14 protein-coding genes and 1 pseudogene are annotated in these 20,498 nt (G+C 69.1%); 9 read left to right on the top strand and 6 right to left on the bottom strand.

Translation table 11 applies throughout. The features are described from left to right. Together E3N94_RS00860 and E3N94_RS00865 are read right to left on the bottom strand one after the other, a co-directional pair. A partial coding sequence (locus E3N94_RS00860) for an SMC family ATPase (protein ID WP_134569623.1) occupies positions 1-1,401 on the bottom strand: 1,401 nt, incomplete at its 3' end. Next, on the bottom strand, positions 1,398-2,573 hold the full coding sequence (locus E3N94_RS00865) for an exonuclease SbcCD subunit D (protein WP_104099259.1): 1,176 nt from the start codon (positions 2,571-2,573) through the stop codon (positions 1,398-1,400). The genes E3N94_RS00860 and E3N94_RS00865, both read right to left, overlap by 4 nt. A 187-nt stretch (positions 2,574-2,760) precedes the next feature. On the opposite strand from E3N94_RS00865, the gene E3N94_RS00870 reads away from it, so the two are divergent. From E3N94_RS00870 to E3N94_RS00890, 5 genes are all read left to right on the top strand, one after another. Beyond that, a complete protein-coding gene (locus E3N94_RS00870) occupies positions 2,761-3,549 on the top strand; it encodes a DeoR/GlpR family DNA-binding transcription regulator (RefSeq protein ID WP_104099255.1) in 789 nt (262 codons plus the stop codon). Continuing rightward, positions 3,546-4,517: a 1-phosphofructokinase family hexose kinase gene (locus E3N94_RS00875; protein WP_134415534.1), complete on the top strand. Its 972-nt coding sequence runs from the start codon at positions 3,546-3,548 to the stop codon at positions 4,515-4,517. The genes E3N94_RS00870 and E3N94_RS00875 overlap by 4 nt, the downstream gene beginning before the upstream one ends. Next, positions 4,514-6,520 carry a fructose-specific PTS transporter subunit EIIC gene (locus E3N94_RS00880; protein WP_134569624.1) on the top strand — a complete coding sequence of 669 codons (2,007 nt, stop codon included), beginning with the start codon at positions 4,514-4,516 and terminating at the stop codon, positions 6,518-6,520. Before E3N94_RS00875 ends, E3N94_RS00880 begins: the two co-directional genes overlap by 4 nt. Positions 6,521-6,611: 91 nt before the next feature. Next, the gene (ptsP, locus tag E3N94_RS00885; protein ID WP_134569625.1) at positions 6,612-8,297 is read left to right on the top strand and encodes a phosphoenolpyruvate--protein phosphotransferase; all 1,686 of its coding nucleotides are present in this window, start codon (positions 6,612-6,614) and stop codon (positions 8,295-8,297) included. A 74-nt stretch (positions 8,298-8,371) separates the two neighbouring features. Next, on the top strand, positions 8,372-8,650 hold the full coding sequence (locus E3N94_RS00890; protein ID WP_104099251.1) for an HPr family phosphocarrier protein: 279 nt from the start codon (positions 8,372-8,374) through the stop codon (positions 8,648-8,650). An 86-nt stretch (positions 8,651-8,736) separates the two neighbouring features. On the opposite strand, the gene E3N94_RS00895 is transcribed toward E3N94_RS00890, so the two are convergent. Continuing rightward, entirely contained in the window at positions 8,737-12,348 is a 3,612-nt protein-coding gene (locus tag E3N94_RS00895) for a TM0106 family RecB-like putative nuclease (protein WP_134569626.1), read from the bottom strand. Between the two features lie 269 nt (positions 12,349-12,617). Here E3N94_RS00895 and E3N94_RS00900 point away from each other — a divergent pair, with 269 nt between their 5' ends. Together E3N94_RS00900 and E3N94_RS00905 are read left to right on the top strand one after the other, a co-directional pair. Next, entirely contained in the window at positions 12,618-12,881 is a 264-nt protein-coding gene (locus tag E3N94_RS00900; RefSeq protein ID WP_174720110.1) for a hypothetical protein, read from the top strand. 2 nt (positions 12,882-12,883) lie between these two features. Beyond that, positions 12,884-13,876 carry an FHA domain-containing protein gene (locus tag E3N94_RS00905; protein ID WP_174720167.1) on the top strand — a complete coding sequence of 331 codons (993 nt, stop codon included), beginning with the start codon at positions 12,884-12,886 and terminating at the stop codon, positions 13,874-13,876. Positions 13,877-14,497: 621 nt separating this feature from the next. Here the strand turns inward: E3N94_RS00905 and E3N94_RS00910 are convergent. Continuing rightward, the gene (locus E3N94_RS00910) at positions 14,498-16,177 is read right to left on the bottom strand and encodes an MFS transporter (RefSeq protein WP_241987026.1); all 1,680 of its coding nucleotides are present in this window, start codon (positions 16,175-16,177) and stop codon (positions 14,498-14,500) included. After that, the gene (locus E3N94_RS00915) at positions 16,174-16,998 is read right to left on the bottom strand and encodes a tryptophan-rich sensory protein (protein ID WP_134569627.1); all 825 of its coding nucleotides are present in this window, start codon (positions 16,996-16,998) and stop codon (positions 16,174-16,176) included. Before E3N94_RS00915 ends, E3N94_RS00910 begins: the two co-directional genes overlap by 4 nt. An 85-nt stretch (positions 16,999-17,083) precedes the next feature. Here E3N94_RS00915 and E3N94_RS00920 point away from each other — a divergent pair, with 85 nt between their 5' ends. After that, complete coding sequence (locus tag E3N94_RS00920; protein WP_104099249.1) at positions 17,084-17,470, top strand: VOC family protein; 387 nt, start codon at positions 17,084-17,086, stop codon at positions 17,468-17,470. Between the two features lie 25 nt (positions 17,471-17,495). On the opposite strand, the gene E3N94_RS00925 is transcribed toward E3N94_RS00920, so the two are convergent. Continuing rightward, positions 17,496-18,194 (bottom strand): HAD-IA family hydrolase, encoded by a 699-nt coding sequence (locus tag E3N94_RS00925; RefSeq protein ID WP_134569628.1) that lies wholly within the window; start codon positions 18,192-18,194, stop codon positions 17,496-17,498. Positions 18,195-18,216: 22 nt separating this feature from the next. Between E3N94_RS00925 and E3N94_RS00930 the strand changes: the two are divergent. Further along, positions 18,217-20,425: pseudogene (locus E3N94_RS00930) on the top strand (S9 family peptidase). Positions 20,426-20,498: the final 73 nt, after the last annotated feature.

Consider the following 20,498-nt stretch of genomic DNA (forward strand, 5'->3'; position numbering starts at 1 on the left):
CTGGCCGGCCGCGCCCTCGGCCGCCCGCAGCCGCTCCGCCTGGGCGCGCGCCTCGGGCTCGCTTGCCGCCGCCAGCGCGGCCGCCGCCAGGGCCTCGTCGACGTCATCCATCCGGTCCGGTAGCTCGTCCAGGAGCGCCTGGGTCTGCTCGACGGATGCCACGTGCAGGGCGAGCTCCTCCTGCAGCGTCACAATCTTGGCCTCGATGCCGGGCAGCAGCCGTTCGACGTCGAGAACGTCCTTCAACGATCCGAGCCGGCCCAGGAGATTCTCGATGACGGCCTTGAGGCTCTCAGTCGTTTCCACCAGACCTGGGTCGTCCTGGTACTCACGCCAGGCGCCGTGCGCGTACGATTCGCCGACCAGGGCACGTTCGAGCGCTTCCTCCGCCTCTCGACGCGTGCGGAGCGCCGGCCACACGCGGGACGCCCGGTTCGCGGCCAGCACGGCCGCCCGGTCGAGGGCGATCGCCACCTGCCGGGCCTCGAGAACGGCCAGGGCCGAGTGGGCTTCGTTGCGGCGGTCCTGCCGGCTGCGCAGGTCTTCCTGGGCCTGCACGTCGGCGGCGGCCAACTCCAGCGCCGACGTGGCCCGTTCGGCCCCCGCCGACGCCTCGGCCAGCAGTTCGTCCAGCTCCGCCAGGGCGGCGTCGAACCAGGCCCGGTCGCGACTGCCGGGCGCGTCATCGGAGTCGTCGCCGGGCAGGTCTTCGCGCTGCAAGTGCCGGGACGCGGTGGCCGCCAGGCCGGCCAGGCGCTGGCGCACGGATTCCAGCCCATCATCGAGCGACTTGCGCCGGCTGATCAGCCCGAGTTCGAGCTGCTCGAACCGGGCGGTGCCGAAGAGGGTGCGCAGCACCCCTCGCCGGTCATCGGTCTTGGCCAGCAGGAACCGCTGGAACCGGTTCTGGGCCAGCAGGATCACCTGCAGAAACTGGTCCTGCTTGAGCGGCAGGATGCGGCTGAGCTCGTGCCCGACGTCGACCGGACGGGTCGCCACGCTGCGCCAGCCCTCAGGGGTGTCCCGGTCGTCGTGCAGGTCACGGATGTCGAGGCGCGCGTCGGGCGGTGACATGGTCGTACCCGGGCCACGCTTCTTGTTCTTCTCGTACCTGGGTGTGCGGTAGATGCGGTAGTCGTTCTCGCGCAGTGCGAATTCCAGCTCCACGAAAGTAGGGTCATCCGGTTCGCAGTGGTCACTGCGCAGCTGGGACTCCGTTCCCTCATAGCGCGGCACGCTGCCGTAGAGGGCGAAGCAGACGGCGTCGAGGATGCTGGACTTGCCGGCCCCGGTCTTGCCGGTGATCAGGAAGATTCCATCGGCATCGAAGCGCTCGAAGTCGATCACCTGTTCGTTCTTGTAGGGGCCGAATCCGGCGATCCGCAGGCGTTTGATCTTCATCGGCTCAGCTCCCTCAGGTCACCTTCGGTGAGGAGTTCCGCCACCAGGTCTCGTTCGAAATCGGATTGGCCGACCCCGTTGCGCACGAACTCGAGGAACCCGGCGACAATCTCGCGGTCACTCTGGCGGTCGATGCGCTCACCGTAGCTGACGGCATCCGAGTCGACGACGACAGCGGGCCGGTGCTCGAGCGTGACGCAGTGCGGGAATCGTTTCTGCAGGCGCCGGATGCCGTCGAGGGGACGCACCTGGTCGGTCAGGATTGCCGACACCCAGTCGGGCTCGAACTCGGCCAAGGCGTCATCGGTCAGGAGCTGTTCGATCTCGCCGGTGAGCACGCTGAGTCGCCGCGGGACCGGAAGCTCGATCCATTCGATGTCGGCGGCAGGGCCGGCCTGGAGCTCGACCAGCCAGCAGCCCCGCGGTTTGCCGGCCTCCGAGAAGGAGTAGTGCAGTGGTGCTCCCGAGTAGCGCACGCGGTCGGTGAGGTGGGCCCGCCCGTGGATGTGGCCGAGGGCGACGTAGTCCGGTCCTGTGAAGACCGACACGGGCACCAGATCGAGGCCGCCCGCGGTGATGTCCCGCACGGTATCGGTCGCCGCGGCCGCGGGCACTCCCGCCGCGAAGCAGTGGCTGAGCACCACCGATCGCCCGCCGCGCACGGCCAGGTCATCGCGGATGCGCTGCATCACGACGGTGAGCACCTGCTCGTGGGTCTTGAGCGGTTCGTCTGCCGGCCCGTGAAAAACGCTGAGGTGCCGGACCAGCGCCGGCTCCAGGTAGGGGATGCCATAGAAGTGCACGGGCCCGTGCTCGTCCGGCACGGTGACCGGTTCGAGGAACTGCTCCGGCCGGGTCAGCACATGGACGCCCGCGAGTGCGGCCCACTCCGCCTGGAAGCCGAGGCGGGTGGCGGAGTCGTGGTTGCCGCTGGTCATCACCACCGTGGCCCCTGCCTGCTTGATTTCCCGCAGCACCGCCGCGAGCAGCGTGTAGCTCTCGGCCGACGGCATGGCCGAGTCGAAGATGTCGCCGGCCACCGCCACCACGTCGATCCGGCGCTGCCGCACCACCTCCACCAGCGCATCCAGCACCTGATGCAGGGCATCCAGGGTCGAATGGGTGTGGAAGGTTCGCCCGATGTGCCAGTCGGAAGTGTGCAGGATCTTCATGATGCTCACGTTATCGCCGACGGCCGACACCCGGCGGCACCCGGCGACGCCGGGCAGCACCGGGCAGCACCGCGCATCGGGTTCTTTGTTTGTCTTTGTTTTTCTTGACAAACAAAAACAAACACAGGTAAAGTTTTTGTATTCTACAAATTCGTGGTTTCGGCCACTCAGCGTCGAGGAGGTCGCCATGTTCGCCGAAGAACGTCAGGCCCTGATCGTCGATCTGGTCACCAGTTCGAACCGGGTCACGGTCAGCGATCTCGCCTCCCGCTTCGATGTCACCCCCGAAACGGTGCGCCGCGACCTCGACAGCCTCGAGGGCGCCCGCCAGCTGCGCCGGGTGCACGGCGGCGCGGTCGCGTTCGACCGGCAGAGCATGTCCGAGCTCAGCCTCGAAGAACGCCAGACGCAGCGGCAGGACGAGAAGCAGCGCATCGCGGCCGCCGCCCTCACCATGATTCCCTCGAGCCAGACCGGCTCCGTCCTGCTGGATGCCGGCACCACGACCGAGCTGCTCGCCGACCTCCTGCTCGACTGGACCCCGGCAGCCCCCGGTGACGAACTCCTGGTCATCACCAACGCGGTGCCGATCGCCACGAAACTCGCCGGCAACGACGCCATCTCGTTGTATATCCTCGGCGGCCGCGTGCGCGGCCTCACCCGCGCCGTCGTCGGTCCCAGCACCATCGCCCAGCTCGATTCGTTGCGGCCCGACATCGCGTTCGTCGGCGCCAACGGCGTGCACGCCGAATTCGGTTTCAGCACTCCGGATGCCGTTGAATCCGCCGTGAAGACAGCCATCGTCCGTTCGGCCCGTCGTGTTGTCGCACTGGCCGATTCGTCCAAGCTCGACAAGGAAACCCTGATCCGCTTCGCGGCCCTGGGCGACATCGACGTGCTGATCGCGGACGCTCTCCCATCAGATGAACTTGCCGCAGCCCTGGCCGCGGCCGACGTTGAGGTTGTGATCGCGTGATCATCACGCTTACTCCGAATCCGAGCCTGGATCGCACCATCGAGCTCCGCGCCCCGCTGGCCCGCGGCGAAGTTCAGCGCGCCGCTTCATCCCGCGAAGAACCGGGCGGCAAGGGCGTGAACATCGTTCGCGCCCTCGAGGCCTCGGACATCCTGAGCCTCGCCATCCTCCCCGGCGACGAGTTGGACCCCGTTCTGGTGGCCCTCCGGGCCGCGGGGGTGCCCCACCTCGGCATGCCGATCGGCGCCACGCTCCGGAGCAACGTCGCGCTGACCGAGATCGACGGCACCACCACCAAGGTGAACGTGCCCGGACCGGTGCTGACCGCCGCGCAGCAGAGCGACCTGATCGAACTCGTGCTGGAGAAGGCGGAGGGTGCCAGCTGGCTCGTGCTGGCCGGATCGCTGCCGCCTGGAGTGCCCGTCGACTTCTACGCCGACATCACCAGGGAGCTCCGCAGCCGGTTCGGCGCGAGCGCCCCTCGGGTGGCCGTCGACTCGTCCGGCGCGCCCCTCGCCGCCGCCGTCACGGCCGGACCGGACCTGATCAAGCCCAACGCGGAAGAACTGGCCGAGCTCACCGGCATCCCCGACCCGGAGAGCCTCGAGGGCAATCCGGTGCTCGTGGCCCGCGCCGCCGAGCGTCTCGTCGCCACCGGAGTTGGCGCCGTGTTGGCCACCCTCGGTTCCCAGGGTGCCGTGCTGGTGACCGAAGACGGCGCCTGGCTCGCGAAAACGCCGCCGATCATCGCGCGCAGCACCGTCGGAGCCGGCGATTCCTCCCTGGCCGGCTACCTGCTCAGCAGCATCGCCGGCGGCTCCGCCCCCGACTCTCTCCGCCAGGCCGCAGCCCACGGGGCCGCAGCCGCGTCCCTGCCCGGATCAACCGTTCCGGCACTGCACCAAACCAGACCGGGCGACGTCACCCTGACGTCGCTCAACACCCATCCAAAGGAGGATGTCCAGTGAGTGCACTGATCACCCCGGAGCTTGTCGCTCTGGATAAGAACCTCGGAGCCGCACCCTCGAGCGTAATCCGGCATCTTGCCGAGCTCGTCGTAGGCGCCGGCCGCGCCACCGAGATCGAGAGCCTCTACGCGGATGCCCTCGCTCGCGAAGCGAAGACGGCAACCGGCATCCCCGGCGGCCTGGCCATCCCGCATTGCCGTTCGGCAGCCGTTACCGAGCCGACGCTGGCGTTGGCCCGACTGACTTCGCCGGTCGACTTCGGCGCCGCCGATGGCCCCGCGGACCTCGTCTTCCTGATCGCCGCTCCCGAGGGCGCGGACCAGGAACACCTCAAGATCCTGGCCAAGCTCGCCCGCTCGCTGATGAAGGCCCCCTTCACCGCCGCGCTGCGCGCCGCGAAGACCCAGGCCGAAATCGTCGAACTGGTCACCAGCGTCGTCTCCCCGGCTCCCGTGGCCGCCGGCGGCGTCGCCGGCGCCAACGTCGGAAGCACGCCCGCGGCATCCGCCGGTGTCAAGCGCATCGTCGCTGTGACCGCCTGCCCGACCGGCATCGCGCACACCTACATGGCTGCCGAATCGCTCGTTGCCGCGGCGAAGGCCGCCGGCGTCGACCTGCAGGTCGAAACCCAGGGCTCGGCCGGCCTCACGATGCTCGACCCGGCCGTCATCGCCGCGGCCGACGCGGTCATCTTCGCCGTCGACGTCGACGTTCGCGGTCGCGAGCGCTTCGCCGGTAAGCCCGTCATCCAGGTGCCCGTCAAACGCGGCATCGACGAACCGGCCAAGCTCATCCACGATGCCCTGGCCGCGGCCCAGAACCCTAACGCCCGCCGCGTCGGCGGCACCGTCGGTGCGGCCGAGGCCGAGGAGACCAGCGAGCACTTCGGCCAGAAGGTCAAGCGCGCCCTGCTCACCGGTGTCAGCTACATGATCCCGTTCGTCGCCGGTGGAGGTCTGCTGATCGCCCTCGGATTCCTCCTCGGAGGCTACGAGATCACCGAGGTCGCCGACACGGTCACCCTGGAGAACAACCTGTTCAACCTGCCGGAAGGCGGCATGCTGACCTATCTGGGAGCGGTCTTCTTCAAGATCGGCGCGCTGTCGATGGGCTTCCTGGTTCCGGCCCTGGCCGGCTACATCGCCTACGCGATCGCCGACCGTCCCGGAATCGCCCCCGGTTTCGTCGCCGGTGCCGTCGCCGGGTTCATGGGTGCCGGTTTCCTCGGCGGCATCGCCGGTGGTCTGCTGGCCGGTGTCGCAGCCGCCAGCTTCGCCAAGCTCGACGTGCCGCGCTGGCTTCGCAGCCTGATGCCCGTCGTCATCATCCCGCTGGTCGCGTCGATCGTCGCCTCGGGCCTGATGTTCCTGGTGCTCGGTGGCCCCATCGCGCTGCTGACCACCGCTCTGAACGAGTGGCTGTCCGGCATGACCGGCGCCTCCGCCATCCTGCTCGGCCTGATCCTGGGCCTCATGATGGGGTTCGACCTCGGCGGACCGGTCAACAAGGTTGCCTACGCCTTCGCCGTCGCCGGTCTCGGCACCGCAACCATGGCCAACCAGGCTCCGTGGCAGATCATGGCTGCGGTCATGGCCGCCGGCATGGTTCCGCCGCTCGCCATGGCCCTGGCCACGGTGCTCGACCGCCGACTGTTCACTGTCGCCGAGCGCGAAAACGGCAAGGCCGCCTGGCTGCTGGGTGCGTCGTTCATCTCCGAAGGCGCCATCCCGTTCGCTGCCGCAGACGTGCTCCGCGTGATCCCGGCCTCCATGGTGGGCGCCGGCGTGACCGGTGCTCTCTCGATGGCCTGGGGCGTCACCTCGAAGGCCCCGCACGGCGGAATGTTCGTCTTCTTCGCCATCGACAGCTTCGCGCTCTTCGCCCTGGCGATCGCGATCGGAACCGTCGTAACGGCCATCCTGGTGATCGCGCTGAAGCGATACGCTCGAAAGACACCGTTGGTCACCGCGGACGCAGCAGCGCCCGCCCTGGTCAACGCCTAACCGCACGTCGGCCGCTCCGAGAAATTCGGGGCGGCCGACGCGTAGCATCAATAGCGCAGTATTTCTGCTGCGCAAGAATAGAGGTTGTCCCGTGCAGAATTTCACTGGTGTAGGCGTAAGCCCCGGCCGGATCATCGGATCCGTTCGCCAGATGCCCAAACCGATCAGCGAACCCCCGGCAGGTGAACGCCTGGATGCGGCGACTACGCCCGAAGTCGCAACGGCAGAGCTGCGGACAGCCTCCAAGGTGGTGCAAACCGAGCTTCAGCGTCGCGCCGAAGCCGCCACGGGCGCCAGCAAGTCGGTTCTCGAAGCCACCGCGCTGATGGCCACCGACCCGATGCTGATAAAAGCTGCAGTGAAATTAATCGTTACCGGAACATCCGCCGAACGCGCGATCTGGGAGTCCGGCGCATCCGTCGCCGAGATGCTGCACAACCTTGGTGGCTACATGGCCGAGCGGGCCACGGATGTCCTCGACGTGCGGGCCCGGATCGTCGCCGAGCTGCGCGGCGTCACCGCCCCCGGCATCCCCCAGTCTGACGAGCCCTTCGTGCTCGTAGCCGAGGACCTCGCCCCGGCCGACACCGCCACCCTCGACCCGAACAAGATCCTCGCCCTGGTCACCAGCGGCGGCGGACCGCAGTCGCACACCGCGATCATCGCCCGCGCCCTCGGCCTGCCGGCCGTCGTCGCCGCCGCCGGCGTCGACGCCCTCACCGATGGCACCGAGGTCTACGTGGACGGCGCCGCCGGAACCCTCCAGGTTGACCCCGGCGACGACGAGCGCACCGCCGTCACGGCGTGGGAGCACGTCTCGGCCAGCCTGTCCGTGTTCGACGGCACCGGCACCACCGCCGACGGCCACCTCGTTCCGCTGCTGGCCAACGTGGGCGGGGCCGCTGACGCGGTCAAGGCCGCGGCCGCCGGCGCAGAGGGCGTCGGACTGCTCCGCACCGAGTTCTGCTTCCTCGAGCGCGACATCGAGCCCACCATCGATGAGCAGGTCGTGGCCTACCGCGGCGTGTTCGACGCGTTCCCCGGCAAGAAGGTCGTCGTGCGCACGCTCGACGCCGGCGCCGACAAGCCTCTGCCGTTCCTCACCGACAGCACGGAGCCCAACCCGTCGCTCGGCGTGCGCGGCTACCGCACCGACCTGACCAGCCCCGGCGTGCTCAAGCGCCAGCTCACAGCCATCGCCACCGCCGCGCAGGCCTCCTCCGCCGTGGTCTGGGTGATGGCTCCGATGATCGCCACAGTCGACGAGGCCGCCGACTTCGCCGCCATGTGCCGCGTCGCCGGGCTGAAGACCCCCGGCGTCATGGTGGAGGTTCCCTCCGCGGCGCTCCGCTCCGCGAGCATCCTGACCGAAGCCGAATTCGTCAGCCTCGGCACGAACGACCTCACCCAGTACACGATGGCCGCCGACCGTCAGCTCGGAACCCTCGCCGCGCTGAACTCGCCGTGGCAGCCCGCCGTGCTCCAGCTGATCCAGCTCACCGTCGCGGGGGCGATATACGAGGGCCACAACAAGCCCGTCGGCGTCTGCGGCGAAGCCGCCGCCGACCCGGTTCTCGCCGTCGTACTCGTCGGGCTGGGTGTCAACACCCTGTCCATGACGGCCCGGTCGATGTCCGCCGTGGGCGCCGTGCTGAAGTCCGTGACGCTCGAACGGGCGCAGGAACTTGCCCAGATCGCCGTTTCGGCCCGTAATTCGGACGAAGCGCGTACCCGCGTGCGCGCCGGATTGCCCATACTTGAAGAGCTGGGTCTCTAGCCGCTTCGGATTTACGTCGCATCGCATCATCGCCGGCGAGCCACCCCTTCGCCGGGCACCAATTAGGAGGAACCATGTCCGAACGTAAAGCCACCATCGCGAGCCGTGTCGGCCTGCACGCGCGCCCCGCATCCATCTTCGCGGCGGCCGTCGGCGATCTGACCCTCGAGGTCACCATCGCCCTCGAGGCCGACCCGGCCGAGGACGCGATGGATGCCTCGAGCATCCTGTCGCTGATGAGCCTGGGTGCCGCCAACGGCGACATCGTCGTGCTGCGCGCCGAGGGCGACGGAGCCGATGAGGCTCTCGAATCCCTCGTCAAGCTCCTCGAAACGGACCTCGACGCCGAGTAGCACCCCCGACCGAAGGCACCCTCAGTCCGCGCGAATCATGCCGGAGCGAGGGTGCCTTTTCGTGGGTCAGGCTCCGACGCCGGAGGTCAGGCCCGGTCGGGCGTGACCAGGGTGATGAACGCGCTCAACTGGGCCAGGCTCTCCACACTCGAGGGCAGGGTCTCGGTCAGGGCCGGCGAGTAGACCAGCCAGGCCGCCCACTGGGCACGGGAGATGGCCACGTTGAGCCGGTTTGCCAGGAGCAGGAACTCGAGGCCGCGCGGTACGTCCTCTGCTGCGGAGGCGGCAAGCGAGACCACGGCGACCGCCGCCTCCCGGCCCTGGAACTTGTCGACGGTGCCCACCGGCACGTCACCCAGGCCGGCCTGCACGAGGTGGCGGCGCAGCAGCTCGACCTGCGCGTTGTAGGGCGCCACGACGATCACGTCGCCCTGCGCCAGCGGTGCGCTCCGGCCACCGGATGTCCAGGGTCGGCCGAGCAGACCGGTCACCAGTGAGACCACGGCTTCGGCCTCCTCCACCGACGAGGTGGAATTGAACCGGTGCGGCACGGGCACCGGGTGCAGGCCCGGCTCCACAGCCTCGAGTCGGCGATCGGAGGGGTGCGAGCGCAGCCGCCCCTCGTAGGACAGCGCCGACACCGGAGCGCAGATCCTCGGATGCATGCGCCAGCTGGTCTCCAGAAAGTAGCCGAATTCCGGCGGGAGCACCTGGTGTCCGTCGCTGAGCCAGCCCAGAGCCGAGCCGTCTACCGGTTCGGGGTGCGTGCCCTGGCTGACCTGCGGCAGCTGTTGCGGGTCGCCGAGCAGCAGCAGGCGTTCGGCCGCGACGGCTGCTGCGATGGTGCTGGCGAGGGAAAACTGGCCGGCCTCGTCGATCACGAGCAGGTCGAGGGAGCCCCGCGGCACCCGGTCGGCGTTGCTGAAGTCCCAGGCGGTGCCGCCGAGTACCCAGCCGCCGGACTGCCCGGTGAACCGGGCGAAGGTCTTGGTATCCAGGAGGGTCCACGGCACCGGCTTTTTCTCGTCGCCCTTTTTCGCTTTCTTCCCGACCTGGCCGGGCTCCAGCCCCGCCTCGATTCCGGCGGCGAGTACGGCCCGGAGCATGTTCTCGACCGCGGCGTGGGACTGCGCGACGACGCCCACGCGCCAGCCGTGCCGCACGACGAGGTCGGCGATCACCCTCGAGCCGACGAAGGTCTTGCCGGTTCCGGGCGGGCCCTGCACCGCGAGGTAGGACCGGTCGAGCACGAGCAGGGTGTCCCGGATGGCGGTGCGCACATCCCCCTCACCGTCGCCGTCGCCGGCACCATCGCCCTCGCCGTCCCCGGCACCGGCACCATCGCCGGGGCGCGCCGGTGGCTGCACCAGGGGCTGCGCCGGCCCACTTGCCCCGAGCAACCGGGGCGGGCGTCGGCGCAGCAGGTCGAAGGCCGCGTCCGGCAGCGGTTCCGGCCACCGGGAGAGCACGGCGCGGCCCCACTCCGAGATCGCGGTCACCTGGCTACCGGCTGGCGGCGGGGTGCCGGGGGTGAGGGCGATCGGCATTTCCCGGTGGGCGGGTGCATCGCGTTCGAGCACCTCCTCGACCAAATAGACCGACTCGTCGATCACGTCGATGATGGTCGCCCTGTTGTGCGCGGTGCGCGCTCCGGGGGCGTCGCTGCGGCTGATCGGCGGGTAGGGCAGGTCGTAGAGCAGGAACGGCTGCTGCCCGACCGTGAGCGAACTGCCCGGCGCGAGTGCCCCGGTCAGGCGCAGTACCCGGCGGTCGAGCGACTGGCGGCCTTCCCGGTGCCAGCCCAGGTGCAGGGCTGCTGTTTCGACGATGAGCACGTCCCTGGTGTCCGCCCAGTCGTCCACGGGCGCGCCCAGGCGACTGTAGTGGTCCCACCAGAACGATTTCTGCTCCCGCCGGTGGTAGTCGATCGCCGCCGAGGCGAGGGCGAGCGCGGTCTGGTCGGCGGTGCGCTCGGCCGGCGGAACGTCGGCAAGCAGCACGGAGAGTTCCCGGTAGACCGGGTCCGGTTCCCGCACCGGCAGGGGCACGCCCGCCAGGGTCGCCGGCGACGCTGCGGTGGCGCCCGGCTGCTCGGCGGCGCGGGCCAGCAGCCAGTCGCGCAGGCGCAGGGTGGAGCGGCAGTCGTACGCGTTGTAGCGGGCGATGTCCGTGAGAATCTGCTCTGCGGCATCCGTCTGTCCGGTGGCCAACAGGGTGCGCGAGCGCACGTATTCTGTGATCGAGTCGGCGGCGTTGGCCACGCCCTCGCGTTCCTCGAGCCCCATGTAGAGCGGTTCGAGCTTCTTGAGCGAGTAGCTGCGGCTGCCGATGCGTAAGCCCTGCCGCACGATCGGGTAGAGGTCAACGAGCACATTCCGGCGCAATAGGTCGTCGACCGCTTCTTCGCCGACCCCGTGCCGGGCGGCAAGGCCGAGCAGGTGGGTGCGCTCGTAGGGGGCGTAGTGGTAGATGTGGAGCCCCGGATGCCGCGAACGGCGCTCCCGCACATACTCCAGGAAGTCGATCAGGGCCTGACGTTCCTCGGCGTGGTCGTGCGCCCAGAAGGTGCGGAAGGTATCGTCCGGCAGGGCCAGACCGAACAGATAGTCCAGCCCCCACTGTCCGTTGCCGGCCTCCTGGTAGAGCGGGTCACCCTCGAAGTCGAAGAAGATGTCCCCCGCATCGGGTGCGGGCAGCGCCGCGAGGGCGGCCGGGTTGATGATCTCCCAGTTCAGTGGCCGGCCGGATGCTCGGGGGGCGATCTGCAGCCGGGCCTGCCCCTGCAGGGTCGCCAGCGTGGCGTCTGACAAACCGGGGACGGGCTCGCGCCGCGCGGCGAGGTCGTCGATGGAGCGGACGCCCGCGGAGCGCAGCCGGGCGCGCTGGCTGAGCCGCAGGTTCGCGACCAGGAGCACGTCCCGGTGCTGCTGCACCTGCTCCTCGCACAGGTCACAGCGGCCGCAGGCGGCGTAGCGAGGGTCACCCCACGGGGCGGGTGCAGGGTCGGCGAGGCGTTCGTCGACCAGCCGCTCGAGGCGGGCGCGCCGGGCGCGGTAGACCGGCAGGATGTCCTGCAACCGGTGCGAGCTCGTGCGGCCGTCGCCGAGCAGAAGGTGCACGTTCTCCCCCGTCGGGATGCCCATCCGCTGCAACTGGTCGCTATACGCCGCCAACTGCAGCAGCGCCGTGATCTTCGCCGAGCGTGCCAGCTTCGTGTCGTAGACCTCGTAGGTCGCGGCATGGTCTGCGGGGTCGGCGGGGTCGGCGGGGTCGGAATGGTCGGCGGGGTCGGCGGGGTCGGAATGGTCGGCGGGGTCGCTCGGGTCGCCGCTCCCGGTGCGGATGATGAAGTCCGCGTAGCCCAGGAATCGCCCGTCGAAGAACGCAGCCTGGAACACCACCTCGGCCCCTGCGCGCAGGGCCGCCTCGCTCATTTCAACGGCGGAACCGATGTCGGCGAGGTCGCCACGTTCGATCTCGACGACGGTGCGGGCCGCGCGCAGCTGTTCGAGCATCCGCAGTTCGTGGGCGTCGCCCAGCGCGGCGGTGCGCTGGAGCATGGCGTCAGCGGCTGCCGGGGCGGCGTCGATGCGTCCCAGTTTCGCGTCGAGTCGGCGCAACAGTGCCCACTCGCACGCGGCCGCGGCGCTGAGGTCGCTCGCCGAGTAGACAACGGTGGCAGGGTCTGGCAGGAACACGTCGATCTCCTCTTTGCGCACGCACAACCACACCGGAAGCGCTGGTCACGGTGGTTTCGAGGCTAGCCGACACCACCGACCAGAACAGGGGGTGCCGCGCCCTTCCCCCTGCAGCCGTGCTCAACTAGGGTTGGCCTACACGCGGCAGACGAGGTTTTTGATGGCTGTCCGCGCGGCGGTTCACTGTTGATCCGATTCTGGCCGATTGCGGGCCCGATGTGCGACGACCGAGTGCCGTATCCCTGCAACCAAGCGAGAAGGAACACACCGTGACTGACAGCCAGAACCCCGTACCCACTGCCAACGCCACCGGCCCCGACGCCCACAACATCAAGGACTGGACCGACCTCGGCAAGGAGATGTGGTCCTACCTGACCGGCAAGAGCGCCGCCATCAACTACAGCTTCATCGACATGACGGTGGAGGTGCCGCGCGACATCGGCCCCGACGCCCCCCGTGCCACTTGGAAGCTGAACGGCACACTGCGGGTCACCACGAGCGAGGGTTCAGGCACCGAACCGCTCACCAAGTAGTCATGAGCCCCACCACCCGCCTGGACATCGACCTGGAGTTCTCCCTCGCGGAGCCGGGCACACCGGGCGACACCACGGAGGCGACCGGCGCCGAGCAGATGGGCGGAACCATCACGGCCAGCGGCCTCGACGTCGAGATCTTCTCCAGCAAGCCCGAGATGTTCGTGCGCACCAGCACGATGAAGCTGAAGGAACTCCGCGGCCTGGCCGGCGACCTGGCCGAGCGCGGCCTGACCGTCTCCGTGTCCGGCCCCGACGGCCTGATCATCCGGCTGGGAGCCGTCAAGGCACCCGTCATCCAACGGCTGCTGACCGGTTCGTCGCACATTACGCTCGGCAGCCGGGCCGCGCTGGTTCCGCTCCTGCGGCGGCGCAGTGCCGCACCGGAGGCGGGCCTGTCCCTGCCGTTGCCGCCGGCCACCCTGTTGCCGTTGGTGCCGACCTTCGACCGGCGCATCCGTCGCCGGGTGACCACGACGCACTACACACCGGGGGCAGGCCGGCCCCGGCTGGTTTTTGTGATCGGCTCGAAGAACTGGAACGGTCAGATGCCGCGCGAGTTCGATCTGCTGCCGACGGTCACCACCATCGGTTCGGCCCCGGATGCCGACCTGCAGCTGGCCGGTCTGCAACCGTTCCATGCCGAAATCCGCCACGACGACAACGACGAGTACATTCTGTATCCGCTCGGCGACGTTTCCGGCGGAGCCAAGCGGAATTACCGGCAGGACGAGAACGACGGGCAGGTCCTGCGCACCGGCGCCCGGATCGAAATGGGTCCGTGGCGCATGGCCTACTTCCGTGAGGAGTATGCCGACCACGGCCGCCCCCACGGCGGTCGCGTGGGCGGGGAACTGTCCGTGCAAAAGCCGCAACCGAGCCGCCGCGCAGCCCGGTTGGAGCGCGAGGCCAACGCCGCCGGTGCCGGCACCACGAACGGCGGCACCGAGCCGATGACCGCGCGGCCGGGGCCGGTGGACGACTCCGAGATCTAGGGTCAGGTCCGGGTCGGCAGATCCTGGCTGCGCCACTCGCGGCGCACGCTGTGGAAGCCGGCACACGGTAGAACGTGTGCCGGCTTCCCATGTATGAGCCGCGACGGATTCCGCCGAGCCCTGCGCCGCCCCACGCTGCCCTGCCCTGCCCTGCCCTGCCCTGAACCAATTCGACGGAGATTCTGAGGAAAAAGCGGGTTTACGGGCTGTTTGGAATGGTTGTGGGCAAAATCTCGGCTCTCCGTCGAATTCGTTCGGGCTGCGCGGTGGAGCACGGGGTGGCGGGTGGGGTGACGTACGGGTGGCGCACGGGGTCGCGCACGGGATCGCGGGTGGATGCAGGGCGCACCCGTGCGGCTGCAAATCCGGCGGGTGTTGTGGCCAACTCAGGAGATCCGTCCGGCCGGGACGGACATCCGCACCGGTTCCGCACTGGTCCGTGGGAGCCGGGCAATGCGGGCGACGGATGTCCTGAGTTGGCCACACGCACAGGCTCGGCCGGGCCTGACCCGCTGCAGGTCTCCTGCGTTGGCCACACGCGCAGGCTCGGCCGGGACTGACCCGCGGCGGAGCCCGGGATCCCCACACCCGCGAAACCCCCTGGCCGTCAGGTACACGCAGCTAGACGGGCTCCCCCGCGGTCTCGGCCGCCGGGATGCTCTGGCCGGGGAAGGCATCCTCGCGGCGCGACTCCGCGTGTGGCGCGGTGCCGGAAAGCCGCAGCGTCGCCAGGAAGCCGAGCACGAGGAACCCGGCTGCGGCGTACGCCGAGTAGCGGGTGCCGTCGCTGAACGCCTCGCGGGCGGCATCCGCCAGCTCGGGGCTCTGCTCCTCGAACGACGGGATCACCGAGCCCGCACTGTCGACGACCGCGTCGACGATCTGACTCCGGGTCTCGGCAGTCAGCCCGGGCACCTCGGCCAGCTTCGCATCGAGCGACGTACCGACCGTAGTGAACAGCACGGTGCCCAGCACCGCGATGCCGAGCGCCGAGCCGATCTGCCGGGCGGTGCTGGACGTGCCGGAGCCTTGGCCGCTCTGCGCCACCGGCACATCCTTGAGCACGACGCCGGTGAGCTGGGCGGTGGCCAGCCCCACGCCGATGCCGTAGACGAACAGGAACGGCACCACGACGAGCCAGGTGGACTCGGCCGTGATGACCAGGCCGAGGCCGGCGACGCCGGTGATCTCGGCGACGATCCCGAACCGCACGATCGTCTCGGGTGAGATCTTGTTGCCGAACGCCCCGGACACCCCGCTGGCCACGAACGAGCCCAGCGCGAGGGCGAGCAGCACGAATCCGGTCTGCAGGGCGTCGTAGCCGAGCACATTCTGCAGCCAGAGCGGCAGTGACAGGATGATGCCGAACTCACCGAGGGAGACGATCATGGCCGCGATGTTGCCGTTTCGGAACGACGGGATCGAGAACAGGGAGAAGGCGAGCAGGGTGGTCTTGCCGGCCCGCTGGCGGTAGAGCCCCCAGTAGATGAAGGCCACGCCGGACACGACGGTGATCAGGAACACAATTGGAATAATCGACAGCGAGTACGGCCAGGTCCAGTCTCCCGCAACCGGCGCTTTGTCGGTGAGCCACCAGCCGAAGGTGCGTCCCTCGATCAGCCCGAAGACGAGCGACGCGCTGGTGATCACCGAGAGCACGGCGCCGACGACGTCGATGCGGCGCGGCTCGCCGGCATCCTTCGATTCGAGCACGAAGACCAGTACGCCGACGACGATGACGATGCCCAGTGGCACGTTGATGCCGAATGCCCAGCGCCAGGAGAAGGAGGTGGTGAGCCAGCCGCCGAGCAGGGGGCCGACGGCCACCATGCCGCCGATGGTCGAGCCCCAGATCGCGAACGCGATGCCTCGGTCACGGCCGCGGAACGTGGCGTTGATGATCGAGAGCGTGGTGGGCAGCACCATCGCACCGCCGACGCCCTGGATCAGCCGACCCAGGATCAGGAGTTCGCCCGTCTGCGCGAGCGCCGCGAAGACGGATGATGTGGCGAAGACGATTACGCCGAGAATCAGGATGCGCCGTCGACCGAACCGGTCGGCAAGCGTTCCGAAAACCAGCAGCAGGGCCGCGAAAACCAGGGTGTAGCTCTCCTGCACCCACTGCACCTGGGTCGAGGTGATCGCCAGGTCGTCGACGATCGAGGGGATGGCCACGTTGATGATCGTGGAATCGACGATGATCAGGGCGACGGCGACGCTGATGAAGACGAGACCGGCCCAGCGCCGGCGCGCCGAGGTGACGACCGCCGGGGTGACAGGCAGGGTGGCCGAATCGCTCACGCGGTGACCGATCGGGACGTGGCGGATGTGGCGGACGTGACGGACCTGGAGGTGCGCACGCGCACGGTGATGGTGACGATCAGGATGGCGGCCACGGCGACGATCGCCGCGATCGCCGTGGGAGTGGAGAGCAGGGTGCCGGCCAGCCGGGCCACGGCCACCCAGGCCAGGCCCCAGCACAGCGACGCGGCCGGGGCGAGGCGGCCGTGGCCGTAGATCGCGAGGAACACGCCGACCAGCCCGGCGACGGCGATGACCAGCACCGCCCACAGGTCCGCGCTGAGGCCGAAGCCTTCGAAGCCGGAGGCGACGAGCACCGCGGTGACGTTGGCGGCGGTGGCGATGGCCACCCAGCCGAGGTACAGGCCCACGGTGCCGTCGGCGACGATCGTCTCAATCAGGTTTTTGGGCCGGGTGCGGAGCGTGAGCTGGAACGCCCGGATCAGCACGACCAGCAGAAGCACGATCACGGGCACACTGAGCCAGAGCAGGTCGAACTGGATGCTCAGGATCCAGGCGGCGTTCAGCACGAGCGACGCGGCGATCGGGTAGCCCAGGGCGCGTTGGCGGTCATCCGTTCTCTGCGCCGGCAGGAGCTGCCACAGGGCGTAGGCGATGAGGCCGAGGTAGATCGCGGTCCAGATGCCGAAGGCCGGCCCGTCGGGGGCGATCGGGGTGGCGTCGGCGGCGAGCGCTCCGCCTGACGCGTTCTGGATCGGGGTTCCGCCGGCGGCGCCGGACCCGATGAACGATCCGACGACGGCCAGGATCACGCTCGCCAGCACCACCGTTTGACGCAGTGGATCGCTGCTCTTATTCATCTCGGTCTCCCAACAATCTGCCACCTTAATAGTCGACGGTTTCATCCTGACCTCTTCCGCCCCCTGGAGTATGCGAAACTGCCGCATGCGCATCAACGGAGTGCACCACATCGCCATTATCGCCAGCGACTACGACGTGTCCAAGGCCTTCTACCTCGACGTTCTCGGCTGCACGCTCGAAGCGGAATACTTCCGGGCCGCGCGCCGGTCGTGGATGGGCAAGCTTGCCCTGAACGGCCACTACCTGATCGAACTGTTCTCTTTTTCCGACACCCCGCCCCGGAAGAGCGGCCCGGAAGCGCTCGGACTGCGCCACCTCGCGTTCGAGGTCGACGACGTACCGGCCGCGCGCGACGAGCTGATCGGCAAGCACGTCGAGGTTGAGGAACTGAGGGTGGACCCGAACACCGGCAAAGCGATGTTCTTCTTCCGCGACCCCGACGGGCTGCCGCTGGAAATCTACGAGCGCTGAGTCCGGACGCTATTGCTCCGGGCTGCTACTGCTCGGTCACCAGGTGGAAGACCACTCCGTCATCCTGCACGGACACGCGCAGGCGGTCGAGACCGGAGACCACCAGGTCGGCCTCCAGGTCGGCGGCCCGATGGGTGCCGACGACGCCGATCGTGGCGCAGCCGGCGGCGCGGGCGGCGGCAAGGCCGGCTGGGGCATCCTCGACTACGACGCAGCGGGCCGGGTCGACGCCGAGGCGTTCGGCAGCCAGCAGGAACGGCTCGGGGAACGGCTTGCCGCGGCTGGTGTCGTCGATGGTCACCACCGTGAGCGGCGCGGGGAAGCCGGCGGCGTCCAGGCGCACCAGGCACAGCTGCCGGGCACAGGACGTGACGATCGCCCGGCGGGCCTCGGGGATGCTCGCCATGAGTTCCGCCGCGCCGGCCAAAATCCTGACGCCATCCGTGTCGGCCAGTTCGAACTCGGTCAGCCGGGTGACGGATGTCTCGACCAGCTCCTCCGCCACCAGGGTCGCGATCATCTGACGCGCCGGCACCCCATGCTCGGGGCCGGTGAACGACGGGCCGAGGCCGACCTCGGCACCCCAGCGCAGCCAGGACCGGGTGACCGCCTGAGTGGAGTCGACCAGGGTGCCGTCCATGTCGAAGAGCACCGCCTGGAAGACCTGCCCCTGCAGGGCCTCCTCCCAGGAGGTTTCGAGCGGGGCGATTCCGGGCTGCGTCATTGTGGTTCCATTCGTCTCTGGGCTGGTACCCCTCAAGTCTGCGCCCTCACGGAACTACGCTATGACTCATGACCACTCCTCCCCGCGCGGTGCAGAAGCCACAGCAGCGCAGTTTCCATGACGACGTGTTCACCGACAACTACGAGTGGCTGCGCGACAAGGACAGCCCCGAGGTGATCGCGCACCTCGAAGCCGAGAACACCTTCACGGATGCCCGCACCGCCCACCTGGCCCTGCTGCAGGAGCAGGTCTTCGAGGAGATCAGGGGCCGCACCCAGGAGACCGACCTCAGCGTTCCGGTGCGACAGGGCCACTGGTGGTACTACACCCGCACGGTGGAGGGGAAGGAATACGGCATCCACTGCCGTGCGCCGATCTCCGCGCCGGACGACTGGACCCCGCCGGTGCTTCCCGAGCAGATCCCCGAACAGACCAGCGGGCAGGCGAGCGGGTCCGCCGGTCTCCCGGGCGAGCAGATCGTACTCGACGACAACGCCGAGGCAGCCGGCCACGAGTTCTACTCGCTCGGCAGCACCGACGTGAGCGGCGACGAGAACCGGCTGCTCTATGCCGTCGACACCGAGGGCGACGAGCGGTACACCCTGCGCGTGCGCGACATCGCGACCGGCGAGAACCTCGCGGACGAGATCCCGAACACCGGCGAGGGTGCACTGTTCGACCCGAGCGGCCGCTACATCTTCTATACGACCGTGGACGACGCCTGGCGGCCCGACACCGTGTGGCGACACGAGGTGGGAACCGCGGCCGCCGCCGACGTGTCGGTCTTCCACGAACCCGACGAGCGCTTCTGGGTGGGCATCGGCCTCACCCGCAGCCGCAGGTTCCTGCTGATCGAGGCCGGCTCGAGCGTGACCACCGAGACCCGGCTGCTCGACGCCGCCGACCCGACCGGCGAGTTCGCCCTGGTCTGGCCGCGGCTGGACGGCGTCGAGTACGACGTGGAGCACGCCGTGCTGGGCGGCGAGGACCGCCTGCTGATCGTGCACAACCACCACGCGGTCAACTTCGAGCTGGTCAGCGTCTCCGTCGCCGACCCGCGGGGTGAGAAACGGATTCTGCTGCCCCACGATACGGCCGTGCGCCTCGAGAGCGTCGACGCATTCCGCGACTTCGTGGTGGCCGAATACCGGCGGGACGGACTCACCCGCGTTGCCGTGAGCGCCGAGGCAGCCGACGAGGAACTCGATTTCGTCGAGCTCGGCTTCGAGGAACCGCTGTACTCCGTGGGCACGTCGGCCAATCCCGAGTGGGACACGCCGACCATCCGTCTCGATTACACCAGCTTCGTCACGCCGTCGACGGTCTACGACCACGTGGTCGCCACCGGCGAGCGCCGGCTGCGGAAGCAGCAGCCCGTGCTCGGCCGCTACGACCCGACCCTGTTCGAGCAGCGCCGCGAGTGGGCTACCGCCGCCGACGGCACGCGCATCCCGATCTCCCTCGTCTACCGGCGTGACCTCGTCGCTCCGGGAACTCCCGCCCCGACCCTGCTCTACGGCTACGGCTCCTACGAGATCAGCATCGACCCGTCGTTCAGCATCGCCCGGCTCAGCCTGCTCGACCGCGGCATGATCTTCGCGATCGCCCACGTGCGCGGCGGCGGCGAGCTGGGTCGACTCTGGTACGAGAACGGCAAGAAGCTGCACAAGCGCAACAGCTTCACGGACTTCATCGACAGCGCCCGGCACCTGATCGACCAGGGCTACACCAGTCCCGACCGGCTCGTCGCCGAGGGCCGCAGCGCCGGCGGCCTGCTGATGGGCGCCGTGGCGAACCTGGCCCCGGAACTGTTCGCGGGCATCCTCGCCGGGGTGCCGTTCGTGGACGCGCTGACGTCGATCCTGGACCCGTCGCTTCCGCTGACCGTGATCGAGTGGGACGAGTGGGGCGACCCGCTGCACGACCCTGAGGTGTACGCCTATATACGCGGCTACTCCCCCGTGGAGAACGTACGCGACACGCACTACCCGCGGATACTCGCCGTGACCAGTCTCAACGACACCCGAGTGCTCTACGTCGAGCCGGCCAAGTGGGTGGCCCGGCTGCGCGAGGTGGGAGCGGATGTTCTGCTGAAGACCGAGATGTCGGCCGGCCATGGTGGGGTGTCCGGCCGGTACAGCCGCTGGCGTGAAACGGCGTTCGACTTCGCCTGGATCATCGATGCCGCCAGGGCGCATCCGTCGAGGGAAGCGGCGGTCATCGCGGTGTAGCTGAGTGAGTCTCAGCCAGGGCCCGAGCCCCGAGCCCGAGGCCTGGCGACATCTCCGACCCGAACGAATTCGA

Origin of the sequence: Cryobacterium sp. Sr3 (genome assembly GCF_004402835.1) — a bacterium.
Classification (GTDB): domain Bacteria; phylum Actinomycetota; class Actinomycetes; order Actinomycetales; family Microbacteriaceae; genus Cryobacterium; species Cryobacterium sandaracinum.

Coding starts and splice junctions, on each gene's coding strand:
- E3N94_RS00865 (WP_104099259.1), bottom strand. CDS start 2,573: ATGAAGATCCTGCACACTTCCGACTGGCACATCGGGCGAACCTTCCAC.
- E3N94_RS00920 (WP_104099249.1), top strand. CDS start 17,084: ATGCGCATCAACGGAGTGCACCACATCGCCATTATCGCCAGCGACTAC.
- E3N94_RS00915 (WP_134569627.1), bottom strand. CDS start 16,998: ATGAATAAGAGCAGCGATCCACTGCGTCAAACGGTGGTGCTGGCGAGC.
- E3N94_RS00905 (WP_174720167.1), top strand. CDS start 12,884: ATGAGCCCCACCACCCGCCTGGACATCGACCTGGAGTTCTCCCTCGCG.
- E3N94_RS00870 (WP_104099255.1), top strand. CDS start 2,761: ATGTTCGCCGAAGAACGTCAGGCCCTGATCGTCGATCTGGTCACCAGT.
- E3N94_RS00890 (WP_104099251.1), top strand. CDS start 8,372: ATGTCCGAACGTAAAGCCACCATCGCGAGCCGTGTCGGCCTGCACGCG.
- E3N94_RS00925 (WP_134569628.1), bottom strand. CDS start 18,194: ATGACGCAGCCCGGAATCGCCCCGCTCGAAACCTCCTGGGAGGAGGCC.